Genomic DNA, 13,569 nt, shown 5'->3' on the forward strand with positions numbered 1-13,569 from the left:
TCGGTCGCATCCGCGAACGCGAGGTCGGGGTAGCCCCGGACCGAGCAGTCCACGCCGGTGCGGTTGGTGACGCTGAGCACGCTCTCCCGGTGCCCCATCGCGGCGTCGCCGCGGACCACGGCCACCTCCACCTGCTCGTCCGAGCACCAGTCGGTCGGGACGACGTGCTGCCCCGGAGCGACGGGCGGCACGGTCGGGCCGTCCCGGGTAGGAGCCGGATTCGGCGCGGCCTCGGTCACGGGGGCTGGAGCGGTCGGCAGCGCCGGTGCCGCGACGACCGCGATCGCGGCGAGCACCGCGATCGCCGCGGTCAGGGGCAGCGCTCGTCGGGGCCGTGAGGCCGATGTTGCTGCCGCCGCACGGGCCGGACGGGCGATGAGGGCGGGCAGCCAGCCCCAGACGACGCCCCACAGGGCGGCCTGCTGCAGGTACGGCGGCAACGGATCGAACACCATCCGAGCGCGCATCGGCGGCCAGGCGGCGACGATCTGGCCGAGGCCCGACAGCAGGCCCGTGGCGGTCGCGGCGAGCACGACCATGAACCACCAGGTCGCGAACGTGGCGGGATCCCCTCGCCCTGACCGGCGCCGGAGCACCGCCGCGCCGACGGCGACCAGGGCGCCCACCAGCAGCGCGGGGGCGAGCGGCTCGACGAGGTTGCGCGGGGCGGCCGACAGCCAGGCCCCTTGCTGGCCGTTCGGCAGCACGATCTGCACCAGCGCTGGCGGCAGCACCTCCTGGTAGGTGAGCACCGTACCGATGCCCGAGGTGATCAGCCAGAGCAGGCCGGCGACGAGTGGGGGCAGGATCGCGCGGCCGCGGCCGCGCTCATCCCCCTCCCCCACACCTCCACCCTTCCGTACGCGCGCGGTCCATGCGAGCCGATGAAACCCGGGGTCGGCGCCCGCCGCCGTCCCGCTTCGACTGTTGCCACTTTCTGTGGTTATCGACCTGCTTTGACAGCAGAAAGTGGCAACCCCTGGAGCATCGGATGGGTCCCGGAACAGGGTGGGCGGCGCGCCGGGAAGTTATCCACAGATTACCTGGTCGGAAGGCAGGGAGTGTCTGACCCCTGTGGTGCACTTCGGGTATGGAAGCAGCGGCGGCGGCACGGGCGGCGCTGGCTGCCGCGCTCGCTGCGACGCCCCGGTTCCGGACCTGCTCCGATGATGAGCTGGTGGCGGAGACGGAGGCGTGGGAGGCCATCGGCCGCCTCATCGACGCCCGCCGAATCGCCGCGGCGGCGGAGATCGAGGTGCGGTCGGCGCCGGCTCGTGGCGATGCGGGTCTCGCGTTCGTGCGTGGCCGGAAGGACGCCGCGGACCTGATCGCGGATCTCGCGCGGGTCGGGCTGCGGGAGGCGAAGCGGCGCATCGGGATCGGCCTGGCGCTGCAGCCGCGGCTCACGCTGGCCGGTGACGAGGTGCCCGGCCGCTATCCCGAGCTCGCCGCAGCGGTGCAGGCGGGTGAGGTCGGCCTCGAGTCCGCGCGGATCATCGTCGAGACCCTGCACGCCGTTCGGCGGCGAGCGGATCCGGAGCAGGTCCCGGTCGCGGAAGCGGCGCTCACCGAGGTGGCCTGCGAGGTCGGTCCCGAGCTGCTGCGGATCCACGCCGACACGTGGCGTGCCTACCTCGACCCGGACGGCGCGGAGCCCGACGAGGACGAGCAGCACCGCAAGCGCTCGTTCACGCTCGGCCGCGAGGGGCTGGACGGGATGACTCCGTTCCGTGGCCTCGCGGCCGCCGAGGACGCCGCCGTCATCCGCGCCGCGTTGCACAGTGTCCGCCGCGGCGTGCACTGGCAGCGCGAGGACTGCGACGACAGCGAGGACCTCGAGACGGGCTGGCGGGAGACCGAGGGCGAGCGGCGCAGCAAAGCCCAGTTCGACTTCGACACGGTTCTGGCGTTGCTGAAGGCCGGGATGTCGGCGTCCGATGACGCGAAGGCCGGCCCGACCAAGCCCGGCCACGAGGTCATCGTGACGACCTCGCTGGCCGACCTCCAGGCGGGGCGTGGCTGCGGCAGCATCGACGGCGTCGGAGCGCGGATCTCGATCCCCTCCGTCGAGCGGCTCGCCTGTGGCGGCGGCCTCCGCCTGCTCGTCACCGGGGAGGCAGGCGAACCCCTCGTCCTCGGCCGGACCGAACGGCTCTTCACCGCCGCCCAACGCAAGGCCCTCGTCGTCCGGTTCGGCGGATGCGCCTACCCGGGCTGCACCGCCCCCGCCGCCTGGACGGAGGCCCACCACATCCAGTGGTGGCACCGAGACGACGGCGGCACCGACGTGCTCAACGGGGTGCTCCTCTGCGCCTTCCACCACCATCTCGTCCACGCCAAGACGTTCCAGCACGAGATCCGGGTCCACAACGGCTTCCCACACCTCGTCCCCAAACGCTGGAACGGCCCACCCGAACCCCGCCACCGGATGCAGACCCGCCCGAGAGGCGCACCACCGAACGAAGCGAAGGCGGCCTGAACCGCCCCTCCGGGAAGACAGATCACCTGTCGGGTCAGCGCCGGCGGAACCAGTCCAGCAGCGCCTCGACCCGGGTCGTGGTGAGCCAGTCGGTGCCGAACGCGTCCGCTGACATGATCGAGCCGTTGAAGCCGGGCAGGTAGGTGAGATCCGCGGCCGGCCGGTAGCCCATGGCCCAGTCGGGGAAGCGGCGCGTCTCGATCCGCTCCTCCGCCAGCACCCACACGCCGGTGTGGCGCGGGTCGGCGGCGATGCGCGCGAGCACGGCGCGGACGACCGCCTCCGGGCCCTCGAGCACCTGCATGAACTGCCCCGCGTGGTGCAGCAGCAGGCCGGTGACGCCGCGGGCCTCGTTCGCCGCGCGGCTGCGGCCGAGCAGCTCCGCGAGGTCCTCGTCCGAGAACGGGACGGTCGCCGAGCTGGAGTACACGATCGAGACCTCGTCGTCCGATCGTGCACCGGGCAGCCGATCGGCTGCTCGCTCGGGAAGCGTCTGGGTCACCGGTGCTCTCCTCCGCCTGCGTCACGGGCGGCAGGCAGGTCGATCGTCCCGGAGCGGATGCGCGCGGCCCATCTCCCCGTAGTGGGGATCGACCCGCCCGGTCGCCTCGTGCGACTGGGTCAGAGCAGCGCGCCGACGGCGAGCGCCAGCAGCCCGAGGCCGGGCGGCAGGAGCTGCACGAGCGCCGCTCGCCAGAGCCGGGGGCTCGATGCGAGCAGCACCGCGCCCGCGCCGATCATGCTCCCGGCGCCCGCGACGAGGAGCGCCCCGGCCGCGACCGGCAGCGGACCCGCGAGCACGATCCCGGCGACCGCGACGACCGCGAGGAACAGGTTGTAGAAGCCCTGGTTGAACGCGAGCATCCGCGTGGCCTCGGCCTCCTGCTCCGACCGGATGCCGAAGGTCGCGCGGGTCGCCGGCTGCATCCAGCGCAGCGACTCGAGCACGAAGACGTACAGATGGATGGCCGCGGCGATGCCGATCAGCACGAGCCCGACGACGGTCATGCCGCATCCTCCCGTACCGGGCGTCGCACGGCGAGCTCGCGACCCCTGGTCCCCGGAGCACGCACGGCGTCAGAATCGAGCCGCTGTCGAGGGAGGCGCCCGTGAGCCAGGAGACGACCGGTCCTGCACCCGAGGCCGCCGAGCGGATGCGCACCGTCGGTCGCTGGGTGGTCGCGGCGGCCGCGGTCGTCGTGCTCGTCCTCGTGATCGGCGGGTACGGCATGGGCTGGCACTGGACCGGCCTCTCGCGAGCCGTGACCCTCTGGGACTGGATGCAGGCGCTGCTGCTGCCGCTCGCCCTCAGCGTCGCACCGCTCCTGCTGCTGCACCGCAGCCGACTCCGCCGCGGGCACCACATCGCGCTGCTCGCCGCGCTGCTCGCCTTCGCGGTGCTCGTCGTCCTCGGCTACCTCGTGCCGCTGGACTGGACCGGCTTCCGCGGCAACACCCTCTGGGACTGGTTCGAGCTCACCCTCCTGCCCCTCGTCGTCACCGCCGCCCCGGTCTGGGTTCGCGCGAACAGCGTGCAGCGACGCCACCTGCTCGCCGCCGGCACCGCGCTCGCCGTGTTCGCGGCCTTCGTGCTCGCCGGCTACACCGTGCCGCTGCTCTGGACCGGCTTCCGCGGCAACACGGCCTGGGACTGGCTGAAGCTCCTGCTGCTGCCCGTGCTGCTGCCCACGGTCGTCATCCCGCTGCTCACCTCGCGGATGCGGCGATCGCTCGAACCCGAGGAGGAGGAGGAGGAACCGGAGAAGGCAGGGGAGCCGCAGGATCACGCCGGGCAGCCGGGCGCGGAACGCCCGGCCGCGGAACCTGAACGTCCCGTTACCCGAGGCGGCTAGCGTCCCCGAATGCGGCTGCACCACCTGTCCTTGACCGTCGCGGCAGTCACCGTCCTGACCCTGGCGGGCTGCACCGCCGAGGCGGTGCCGCCATCCACCGCGAGCGCGTCGCGGACGTCGACGGCCTCCGCGACGGCCACCGCGGACGCGCCGGTCATCGCGCCCAGCACCGCGAGCGCCGCACCCAGCGCAGCCAGCACCGAGGCGGGCTGCCCCTCGAACGGTGTGACGCGCCCCCCGGATGCGGAGGTGGCCATCGACGGCGATCTCGACGGCGACGGTCGCGACGACCGGGTCTTCTACTCACAGAGCAGCGCGGTGTTCGGCATCGCGACCGCATCCGGCGCGGTGCTCACCGTGCGGGACGACCTCGCCGGCCCCGGCAAGCACAGCGGCTGGGCGGCTCCGATCGCCGGGGGCGCCACCGTGATGGCGATCGCCGACGGGCGCGGGGCGATGCTCTACTCGCTGCAGCGTTCGGGCGGCGCTTGCGCGATCCGGCCCGTCAAGGACGCGCAGGGCCACCAGTACGAGTTCGACCAGGAGCGCCTCCGCGGCAACGGCACCGGCGTGGGCTGCCGCCCCCAGGACGGCGCGCTCCAGCTGGGCGGCTACGACGCGCGGCCCGTCGGGTCCGCATCCGGCCCGTACAAGGTGACCTTCACCCGGGTCGTGGTCTCCCCCGACGGACGAACCGCCACGAACGGGCCGACCACCGTGGTCGACCCCGCGGCGGCGAGCACCAGCGCGACGCTCCGGATCGCCAGGGACTCCACCTGCGCGTCGGTGCCGATCGTCGCCTCCAGCGGGGAGTAGCGCCGCCCGTCCTGGAGCATCCGCTCGACGACGCCGTGCGAGGCTGAGGCGGTGCGTCTGCTCCTCGTCCGCCACGGCCAGATCCCGTCGAACGTGCACGGCATCCTCGACACGGATGTGCCGGGCCCGTCGCTCACCGACCTCGGCCGCGAGCAGGCCCGCGCGCTCGTGACGACGCTCGCCGACGAGCCGATCGAGGGGCTCTGGGCATCGGTCGTCGTCCGCACCCACGAGACCCTCGCGCCCCTCGCGGAAGCGCGCGGGCTGCCGATCGCGGTGCTGCCCGGCCTCCGCGAGATCCGGGCCGGCGACCTCGAGGGCGAGCGGACGCGGGACGCGCAGCGCACCTACATGCAGACCGTCTTCGCGTGGGCGACCGGCGACCGCGACCGGCGGATGCCGGGCGGTGAGCAGGGCCACGAGTTCTTCGCGCGCTTCGACGGGGCGCTCGCCGAGATCGCCGCGACCGGGGCGCAGGACGCGGTCGTGGCGAGCCACGGCGCCGCCATCCGCTGCTGGTCGGCGACGGTCGAGGGCGCGGACACCGAGCACCTCGGCTCGCATCCGCTGCCCAACACCGCGATGGTCGCCATCGAGGGCGAGCCCGGCGCCTGGCGGATGCGGGCCTGGCGCGAGGCGCCGGTCGGGCAGCCGGTGCCGCCGCCCGACCCGGAGGCCGACCCGACGGGCGCCGGCGGCTGACGATCGGCGCCGGCCCCACGCGGGGACCGGCGCCGAACCGTTCAGCGGACCGGATGGTTCGAACGGATCAGCCCGGTGGGGTCGACGGCCGCCTTCACGGCGCGGAGCCGTGCCGCGGTCTCCTCACCGAACAGCTCGTCCGGCGTGCGGGGCTCCTCCGCGAAGTTGAGGTAGCTGCCGCCGGTCCACCACGGGCGCAGCGCCTCCTGCACGGACATGATCGCCGCACGCACGACCGGCACCGCCTCGGGCACCGGGGTGATCCCGACCGCGAACATGAGCAGGTCGGCGTCGAACGACGCGACCGCACCGCCGTCCGCCGGCCGACGGCCCGCCGCGCCACCCAGCTGCCGCAGCTCGGCGGAGAGCAGCTCGGAGCCGGCGGCGAGCGTCGCGGCGACGAACGCCGAGATGCCGTCCTCGTCGAGCGCGTGGAGCAGGCGGCCGTCGCCGATGCCCGGCACCGGGCCAGGAGGGTCCATGTGCAGCAGCGAGAGCTCCGTCATCGGCGTGACATGCACCGTGTCGATCGCGGGGCCGAGCGCTCGCAGCGGTACGAGGAGCGCGTCGACCTCGGCCTCCGTCAGCTGGCAGCACACCTCCACGACGGCGAACGAGTTGCCGGCGAGCTGCGGCGGCAGGTCCGGCAGCGGTGGGAAGTTGAGGATGCGGCCGACGGACGTGACCTCGTCCGGCACCGACGGCAGCCACCGCCGCCACGCCTGCAGCACCTCCTCCGCCCGCTCGAGCGGGAAGAACAGCACGCCCGCGACCACCGAGGCGATCGGGAAGAGCCGCAGCTCGATGTGGGTGACGACGGCGAAGTCGCCGCCGCCGCCCCGCAGCGCCCAGAAGAGGTCGGGCTCGTGGTCGGCATCGACGCGGCGGGCGCGGCCGTCGGCCGTGACGACGTCGAGCGCGACGACGGTGTTCGCGGCGAGGCCGTGCGAGCGCAGCAGCCAGCTCGCGCCGCCGCCGAGCACGTAGCCGGCGACGCCGACGTCGTGGGACGAGCCGGCGAGCGCGGCCAGGCCGTGCTCAGCCGCGGCGGTCGTGACATCCGCCCACCAGGCGCCGGCCTCGACCCGCGCGATCCGCCGGTCGGGGTCGATCTCGACGCCGCGCATGGCGCCGGTGCGGACCAGGATCGTGCCGGCGAGGTCGCCGAGCGGGGCCGCGTTGTGGCCGGTCGACTGCGCCGCGACCGTGAGGCCGAGCTCACGGGCCGCGTCGACGACGGCGCTGACGTCGCGAACCGAGGCGACCTGCGCGACCGCGGCGGGCCGCTGGTCGACATCGAGGTGCCAGGCGGTGCGCGCGACGTCCCAGTCCGCGTCGTCCGGGCGCACGAGGCGTCCGTCCAGATCGAGCGCGAGGTCGTCGAGTCGATCTCCGGAATCGGTGATGAGGGTCATGTCGGAAGTCCTTCGTGGTGAGGTTCGTGGGCGCTCCCTGCGGCGCCGGCGACGACTCTGGCCTCGGCGACCCCAGCGGGCCCATCCCTCATCCGGTCCCTTTCCGGCGCCCGGACCCCCTACAGATGTGGGGTTGTGCGGATGCTGGGAGTGGTTACGCTTCGTCAGTCAGGGGGCTGTGACCACGTGGAGGCGGCCATGACGACGACGATCGAACGCGGGATCTCGGATGCACGCGAGGCGTGCGCCCGCAGCACCGACCAGCTGGACCTCTTCGCGCAGGTGTCGGAGCGGCTGCGCAAGGTCGTGCCGTTCGACGGCGCGGCCTGGTTCGGCATGGACCCGGGCACCATGCTCGCCACCAGTCCGGTGCGGGTCGAGAACGTCGAGGACGGCCACTGCGACTCCTACTGGGAGCGCGAGTGCCTCGTCGAGGACGCGCTGCTCTACCGTGACCTCGCGCGGACCGACTCCGGCATCGGTACCCTCTACGGCGTCACCGACGGCCACCCGGCGCGGAGCGCCCGCTACCGCGAGTTCCTCGCTCCGCAGGGCTACGGCGACGAGGTGCGGGCGACGGCACGTGCCGGCACGTCGACCTGGGGCGTCGTCGACCTCTTCCGCGACCGATCGCGGCCCGCGTTCACCCCGGGCGAGGTCGGGATCGTGCGAGCCGTGCTTCCGACGCTCGGGCTGGCGCTGCGCGCGCTCGCGAGCGCCGCCGCCGCCCCGGGCAGCGCCTCGGATGGACCCGGCACGGCGCTCTTCGATGCGAGCGGCCGGGTGCTCTCGCTCGACGACACCGCCGAGCGGCTCTTCGAGGAGCTGGCCGGCCCGCGCTGGGCGGACCCGGTGCTGCCCATGACGCCGATCCTCGCCGTGGTCGCGCGCGCGGTCGCGGTGCAGGAGGGCACCGACCGGCGGCCGGCGACCGTGCGGGTGCGCGCTGCTTCAGGACGGTGGCTCGCGGCGCAGGGATCCTGCCTCCGCGGCCGGGACGGCGCCAGCGGGCCGATCGCGCTCACGATCGAGCCGGCGAAGTCGTCGCAGATCGCCCCGATCATCGTCGAGGCGTACTCGCTGACGCCTCGGGAGCAGGAGATCACGCGAGCGGTGGCGCGCGGACTGTCGAACGTCGAGATCGGCGAGGAGCTCTTCCTCTCCCCGCACACCGTGCGCGACCACCTCAAGGCGATCTTCACGAAGGTGGGCGTCGCGAGCCGCGGCGAGCTCGTCGCCCGGCTCTTCGCGGATCACTACGGTCCGGTCATGCACGCACCGACGGCCCCCGTCGAGCACGTGGTGTTCGGCTAGAGCTCGAGCCGCATCACGAGCCGTCGCAGGGTGGGGTGCGCCACCTCGGTGAACCCCTCCCGCGCGAACTGGCGGGCGACACCGACGTGCGTCTCGCCCCAGGGCACGTCCACGCCCGGCTCGACGAGCATCGGGTAGCCCTCGATCGCGGCAGCCCCGCGCGCTCGCGCGTGGGCGACGGCGGCCGTCAGCATCGCGCTGCTCACGCCCTGCCGCCGGTATCCGGCGCGGGTGACGAAGCAGGTGATGGACCAGACCCCCGGATCCGCGAGGGACTCCCCGCGCTCCTTCGGAGCGAGCCGCTGCCGCTTCAGGAACGGATAGGCGTTGCGGGGCTCGACCGCGACCCAGCCCACCGGCTGGCCGTCCAGGTAGCCGACCAAGCCGGCGGTGGTCGCAGCCGACGGGTTCCCCCAGTCGTTCTCCATCCGGAACCGCGCGCGGAGCTGCTCGGGCGGAGCCTCCCAGTGCTCGCGGCCCGGCACCTTGAACCGCTGGCAGGAGCAGGCGGCCGGTCCCCCGCGCATCCCGAACACCGTCTGCACGTCGGACCAGGAGGCCTCGTTGCCGGGCACCGCCACGAGATCCAGGGGCGCGGGCGGGGACGGCTGCTGCATCGGCTCGAGCGTGCCAGCGGTGGAGGGCAGGGTCAACCTACGCGGACGGCCGGGTCGATCGGCGACGGGCAGGATGGACCCATGGCAGAACCGAGACCGCTCGACATCTCCACCCGGGCGGTGACCGTCGGCCGCCCCGCCGCGGAGCCCGACGCGCCCCTGAACGTGCCGGTCGTGCTCGCCTCGACCTACGGGGCGGGCGGCGAGGCGGAGTACGGCCGCTACGCGAACCCGTCGTGGACCGCCTTCGAGGACGCCCTCGGCGATCTCGAGGGCGGCCGCTGCCTCGCGTTCGCGTCGGGCATGGCGGCGATCGCCGCGGTGCTCGACCTGCTGCCGGCCGGCGCCCGCGTCGTGGCGCCCCGGCACTCGTACACCGGCACGATCGCCCAGCTGCGCGACTCCGCGGCGCGCGGCCGGCTCGTGCTCGAGCTCGTCGACATCACCGACAGCGCGGCTGTCGTCGCGGCGACCGCGGATGCGGCCATGCTGTGGATCGAGTCGCCCACCAACCCGGCGCTCGAGGTCGCGGACCTCGCGACCGTCGTCCCGGCCGCGAAGGCCGCGGGCGCGATCGTCGTGGTCGACAACACCTTCGCCACCCCCCTGCTGCAGCGGCCGCTCGAGGCGGGCGCGGACATCGTGGTGCACTCCGTCACGAAGTACCTCGCGGGCCACAGCGACGTGCTGATGGGCGCCGTGGTCGTCGCGGACCGCTCGCACCACGACGCCCTGCTGTCCACCCGCGGCCTGCGGGGCGCCATCCCCGCGCCGCTCGAGGCCTTCCTCGCCCTCCGCGGCCTGCGCACGCTGCCCGTGCGCCTCGAACGCGCGCAGGCGACCGCGCAGGCGCTCCTCCCGCGCCTCGAAGCGCATCCGGTCGTCGAGGAGGTGCGGTATCCGGGGTTCGGCGGCATCGTGTCGATCGTGCTCGCGGATGCGGCGATCGCGGACGACTTCGTGGCTCGCGTGCGGCTCTGGCGGCACGCGACGAGTCTCGGCGGCGTCGAGTCCACCCTCGAGCGGCGGCGCCGCTGGCCGGCGGAGGCGCCGACCATCCCCGAAGGCCTCGTGCGGCTCTCGGTCGGCCTCGAGCACCCCGACGACCTCTGGGCCGACCTCGACGCGGCCCTCACGAAGGCCGCGCGCCCCGCCTGAGGTCTCAGGTGCGCCTTCGGGACATCCGCACGGATCCGCCGATGCACAGATGTCCCGAAGGCGTACGGCTCAGGTGATCAGGCCGCGGACGTCCTCGGCGGTGAGCAGCGAGCCGAAGAGCTCGTCGTCGTCGAGCACCGCGTCGAAGACCGCGGACTTCCGGGCCTTCAGCGCCATGACCTTCTCCTCGATCGTGCCGGCCGAGACCATCCTGTAGACCATCACCGGCTTGTCCTGGCCGATGCGGTGGGTGCGGTCGATGGCCTGGTCCTCGGCGGCCGGGTTCCACCAGGGGTCGAGCAGGAACACGTAGTCCGCCTCGGTGAGGTTCAGGCCGAAGCCACCCGCCTTCAGGCTGATCAGGAAGACGCCGGCGTCGCCCTCCCGGAAGTCGCGGATGGCGCCGTCCCGGTCGCGGGTGGTGCCGTCGAGGTACGCCGTGCGGATGCCTGCGGCGGCGAGCCGCTGCTCGACGATCCGCAGGTACGAGGTGAACGAGCTGAAGACGAGCGCCTTGTGACCCTCCGCGAGCACGTCCTCGAGCTGCTCGAGCAGGACCGGCAGCTTCGAGCCCGGGGTGTCGGCGTACTGCTCGCCGATCAGCGCGGGATCGAGGGCGAGCAGCCGCAGCAGCGTCAGCGACCGGAAGACGATGAACCGGTTGCGGTTCAGGTCCTCGAGCAGGTCGAAGAGCTTGCGCCGCTCGCGCTGCAGCCACACGTCGTAGAGCGCCCGGTGCGCGGGTGCGAGGTCGACGGCGAGCACCTGCTCCTGCTTCGGGGGCAGGTCCGCGGCGACCTGCTCCTTCGTGCGGCGCAGCAGGAACGGGCGGATGCGGCTCCGCAGCCGGCCGAGCCGCTCCGACCGCAGCTCCGCGGTGACGGCCGGCGCGTTCCCGGCGCCGACGCCGTCGCGGATGCCGGCCGGCGGCTGCTCGATCGGCCGCACGTACTCCTCCGCGAACCGTCGGGTGGAGGGCAGCAGCCCCGGCGCGACCACCGCGAACAGGGCGCGCAGCTCGGTGAGCGAGTTCTCGAGCGGCGTCCCCGAGACGGCGAGCTTCACCGGCGCCTGCAGGTCGCGCACGCACTCGTGGATGCGCGAGGCCGGGTTCTTCACCATCTGCGCCTCGTCGAGGATCAGCCCGGCCCATCCGTCCGACCGGCCCACCTGCTGGTACGCGTCGACGTCGAGCCGCAGCAGCGCGTAGCTCGTCACCACCACGTCGGCGCCGACCGCCACCTCGGCGACGGGCGACGCCTTCGCTTCCGTCGCGGTGACGGTGCGGACGACGAGGCCCGGCGTGAAGCGGGCCGCCTCGGCCGCCCAGTTCGAGACGACCGAGGTCGGGGCGACGACGAGGAACGGCCTGCGCTCCCGCCCGGGCTGCTCGGCGAGGTGCTGCACGAGCGCCAGGCACTGCAGAGTCTTGCCGAGGCCCATGTCGTCGGCGAGCACGCCACCGAGTCCATGCCGGTGGAGGAATGCGAGCCAGGCGAGGCCGTCCTGCTGGTACGGGCGCAGATCCGCCTGCAGCCCGGCGGGCTTCGCGACGGGCTCCGGCGCGCCCCGCACCTCCTCGAGCATCCGGCGCCACTGAACCGCGGGCTGCGCCTCGTCCGCGAGATCCTCGAGCTCGGCCCAGAGCTCGGTGCGGTATCGGCTGATGGACGGGGTGGCGGCGGCGGTCTCCCACTCGGTGAGCTCCATCGCCTCCTCGAGCAGCGCCTTCAGGGGTCCGAACGCGGGATGCGTGAGGTGCAGATGCCGCCCGTCGGCGAGCAGGATGCGCCGCTTGCCGCTCGCGAGGGCTTTGAACAGCTGCCCGAACGGCACCCGGCGGCCGTCCACGGTGACCACGACGCCGAGGTCGAACCAGTCGGTGCGGTCCGACGGCACGGTCGTGACGGTGAGCCGCGGCGTCCCGGTGAGCTCGCGGTAGTCGGGACGTGCGCCCGTGACCACGACGCGCACGCCGGGCAGCCGCTCGAGCTCGGGCAGCACGCCGGAGACGAAGTCGGCGGCGTCGAGGTCGCTGATCGTCGCCGGCTCGGGAACCGCGCCCGGCCCCGTCTCGTGCATCCACTCCGCCGGCAGCAGATCGGCCGGCAGCACGGCGGCGAGCGCCGGGACGATCGCGCCGCGCGGCAGCCGTTCCCAGGCCCAGTCGAGCCGCAGCACGTGGCCGGGCGAGAAGGCGGCGGTGAGCACGAGCGCGGGCGGCGCCGGAGGGGGCAGCGCCACGGACCCGTCGCTGCTGCCGACCTCGAGCCGCTCCCGCAGCTCGGGCAGGTAGTCGCGGAGGAACTCGGCCTCGCCCTCCTCCGGCACGACCACCGGGGCGTCGTTCCGGCCGAGCGCCTTCAGCAGCCGCAGCCGCTCGGCGTCGAGCGGCTCGTCGAGCTCCGCCAGCACGAGGGACCGCGGCGCCGCCGGGTCGAAGAGGTGCACCCCGTGCATCCCGATGGCGCCCGCGCGGCGCACCTCGACCGGCACGCCGTCGATCGTGAGGGAGGGCGCCATCCGCAGCCCGTCCCCGTGCCGGACCAGGTCGAGCGCCAGCGACGCACGGCCGGCGACGGTCACCGTCGCCCCGCCGCTGCCGACGAAGGGCACATCGAGCTCCCCCGCCTGCTGCAGCAGCGCCCAGAGCACCGGGTTCGCGAACTCGTCGAGGAACACCCAGTCGAGGTCCTGCCCCGCGGTGGCCGCGACGCCCGCACGGTGGAGCGCGACGAACTGGCTGAACCACCGGTGCTGCGCCGGGTCGAGCTCGAGCTGCCGCTGCTTGTGCGGCAGGTTCGACCACGTGAGGGCGCCTCGAGCCCATCCTCGGCCGGTGCGGGTGACCGGGCGGACGCCGAGGCGGTACTCGCCGCTGCCGGGCTCGTCGTCCTTGCGGCTGCGGCCGGTCACGGCCTTCGACGTCGGCCCGTTCCAGCGGTACGTCGTGCGGGCGATCAGCTCCCGCAGCTCGAACTGGAGCCCGAGCGCCGTGGGCTGCGAGTCCGCGGCGGATCCGCCGGGCGCCGGCAGCAGGTACCCGTCGAGCGCCTCCCGCCATTCGGGCCGCGGCGCGGTCTCCTCGGTCGGCACCGGTCGATGGTGCCACGCCGAGGGGACGCCCACTGCGGAGCCCGCTCCCGGCCGCCGCCCACCTTCCGATCACATGCTCGGGACCGCGGCGGCCGTCCGGCGTCCGCGATCCACGAGGG

Annotated in this window: 13 protein-coding genes; 6 read left to right on the forward strand and 7 right to left on the reverse strand. The window is 74.0% G+C overall.

The features are described from left to right. Window positions 1-845, reverse strand: an 845-nt coding sequence (locus VIG76_RS11300; RefSeq protein WP_331954159.1) for a DUF4232 domain-containing protein, incomplete at its 3' end; no start/stop codon positions are given. Between the two features lie 332 nt (window positions 846-1,177). Here VIG76_RS11300 and VIG76_RS11305 point away from each other — a divergent pair. Beyond that, a complete protein-coding gene (locus tag VIG76_RS11305) occupies window positions 1,178-2,479 on the forward strand; it encodes an HNH endonuclease signature motif containing protein (RefSeq protein WP_331954161.1) in 1,302 nt (433 codons plus the stop codon). A gap of 34 nt (window positions 2,480-2,513) precedes the next feature. Here the strand turns inward: VIG76_RS11305 and VIG76_RS11310 are convergent, their stop codons facing one another. Together VIG76_RS11310 and VIG76_RS11315 are read right to left on the reverse strand one after the other, a co-directional pair. Beyond that, a complete protein-coding gene (locus VIG76_RS11310) occupies window positions 2,514-2,981 on the reverse strand; it encodes a BLUF domain-containing protein (RefSeq protein WP_331954163.1) in 468 nt (155 codons plus the stop codon). Between the two features lie 119 nt (window positions 2,982-3,100). Further along, window positions 3,101-3,487: a DUF1304 domain-containing protein gene (locus tag VIG76_RS11315; RefSeq protein ID WP_331954165.1), complete on the reverse strand. Its 387-nt coding sequence runs from the start codon at window positions 3,485-3,487 to the stop codon at window positions 3,101-3,103. A 101-nt stretch (window positions 3,488-3,588) separates the two neighbouring features. Here VIG76_RS11315 and VIG76_RS11320 point away from each other — a divergent pair, with 101 nt between their 5' ends. Next, complete coding sequence (locus VIG76_RS11320) at window positions 3,589-4,332, forward strand: hypothetical protein (protein WP_331954167.1); 744 nt, start codon at window positions 3,589-3,591, stop codon at window positions 4,330-4,332. On the opposite strand, the gene VIG76_RS11325 is transcribed toward VIG76_RS11320, so the two are convergent. Beyond that, entirely contained in the window at window positions 4,329-4,589 is a 261-nt protein-coding gene (locus tag VIG76_RS11325) for a hypothetical protein (RefSeq protein WP_331954169.1), read from the reverse strand. The two genes, VIG76_RS11320 and VIG76_RS11325, sit on opposite strands and share 4 nt — an antisense overlap. On the opposite strand from VIG76_RS11325, the gene VIG76_RS11330 reads away from it, so the two are divergent. Next, window positions 4,582-5,148: a hypothetical protein gene (locus VIG76_RS11330; protein WP_331954171.1), complete on the forward strand. Its 567-nt coding sequence runs from the start codon at window positions 4,582-4,584 to the stop codon at window positions 5,146-5,148. The genes VIG76_RS11325 and VIG76_RS11330 overlap by 8 nt on opposite strands. Window positions 5,149-5,199: 51 nt before the next feature. Beyond that, window positions 5,200-5,850 carry a histidine phosphatase family protein gene (locus VIG76_RS11335; RefSeq protein ID WP_331954173.1) on the forward strand — a complete coding sequence of 217 codons (651 nt, stop codon included), beginning with the start codon at window positions 5,200-5,202 and terminating at the stop codon, window positions 5,848-5,850. A 41-nt stretch (window positions 5,851-5,891) separates the two neighbouring features. Here the strand turns inward: VIG76_RS11335 and VIG76_RS11340 are convergent, their stop codons facing one another. Next, window positions 5,892-7,265 (reverse strand): FAD-binding oxidoreductase, encoded by a 1,374-nt coding sequence (locus VIG76_RS11340; protein ID WP_331954175.1) that lies wholly within the window; start codon window positions 7,263-7,265, stop codon window positions 5,892-5,894. 198 nt (window positions 7,266-7,463) lie between these two features. Here VIG76_RS11340 and VIG76_RS11345 point away from each other — a divergent pair, with 198 nt between their 5' ends. Next, on the forward strand, window positions 7,464-8,579 hold the full coding sequence (locus VIG76_RS11345) for a helix-turn-helix transcriptional regulator (RefSeq protein WP_331954177.1): 1,116 nt from the start codon (window positions 7,464-7,466) through the stop codon (window positions 8,577-8,579). Here the strand turns inward: VIG76_RS11345 and VIG76_RS11350 are convergent. Then, complete coding sequence (locus VIG76_RS11350) at window positions 8,576-9,196, reverse strand: GNAT family N-acetyltransferase (protein WP_331954179.1); 621 nt, start codon at window positions 9,194-9,196, stop codon at window positions 8,576-8,578. The two genes, VIG76_RS11345 and VIG76_RS11350, sit on opposite strands and share 4 nt — an antisense overlap. An 81-nt stretch (window positions 9,197-9,277) precedes the next feature. Here VIG76_RS11350 and VIG76_RS11355 point away from each other — a divergent pair, with 81 nt between their 5' ends. Then, complete coding sequence (locus tag VIG76_RS11355; protein WP_331954181.1) at window positions 9,278-10,354, forward strand: trans-sulfuration enzyme family protein; 1,077 nt, start codon at window positions 9,278-9,280, stop codon at window positions 10,352-10,354. A gap of 69 nt (window positions 10,355-10,423) precedes the next feature. Here the strand turns inward: VIG76_RS11355 and VIG76_RS11360 are convergent, their stop codons facing one another. Next, complete coding sequence (locus tag VIG76_RS11360) at window positions 10,424-13,450, reverse strand: DEAD/DEAH box helicase (protein ID WP_331954183.1); 3,027 nt, start codon at window positions 13,448-13,450, stop codon at window positions 10,424-10,426. Window positions 13,451-13,569: the final 119 nt, after the last annotated feature.

Origin of the sequence: Amnibacterium sp. (genome assembly GCF_036559085.1) — a bacterium.
Classification (GTDB): domain Bacteria; phylum Actinomycetota; class Actinomycetes; order Actinomycetales; family Microbacteriaceae; genus Amnibacterium.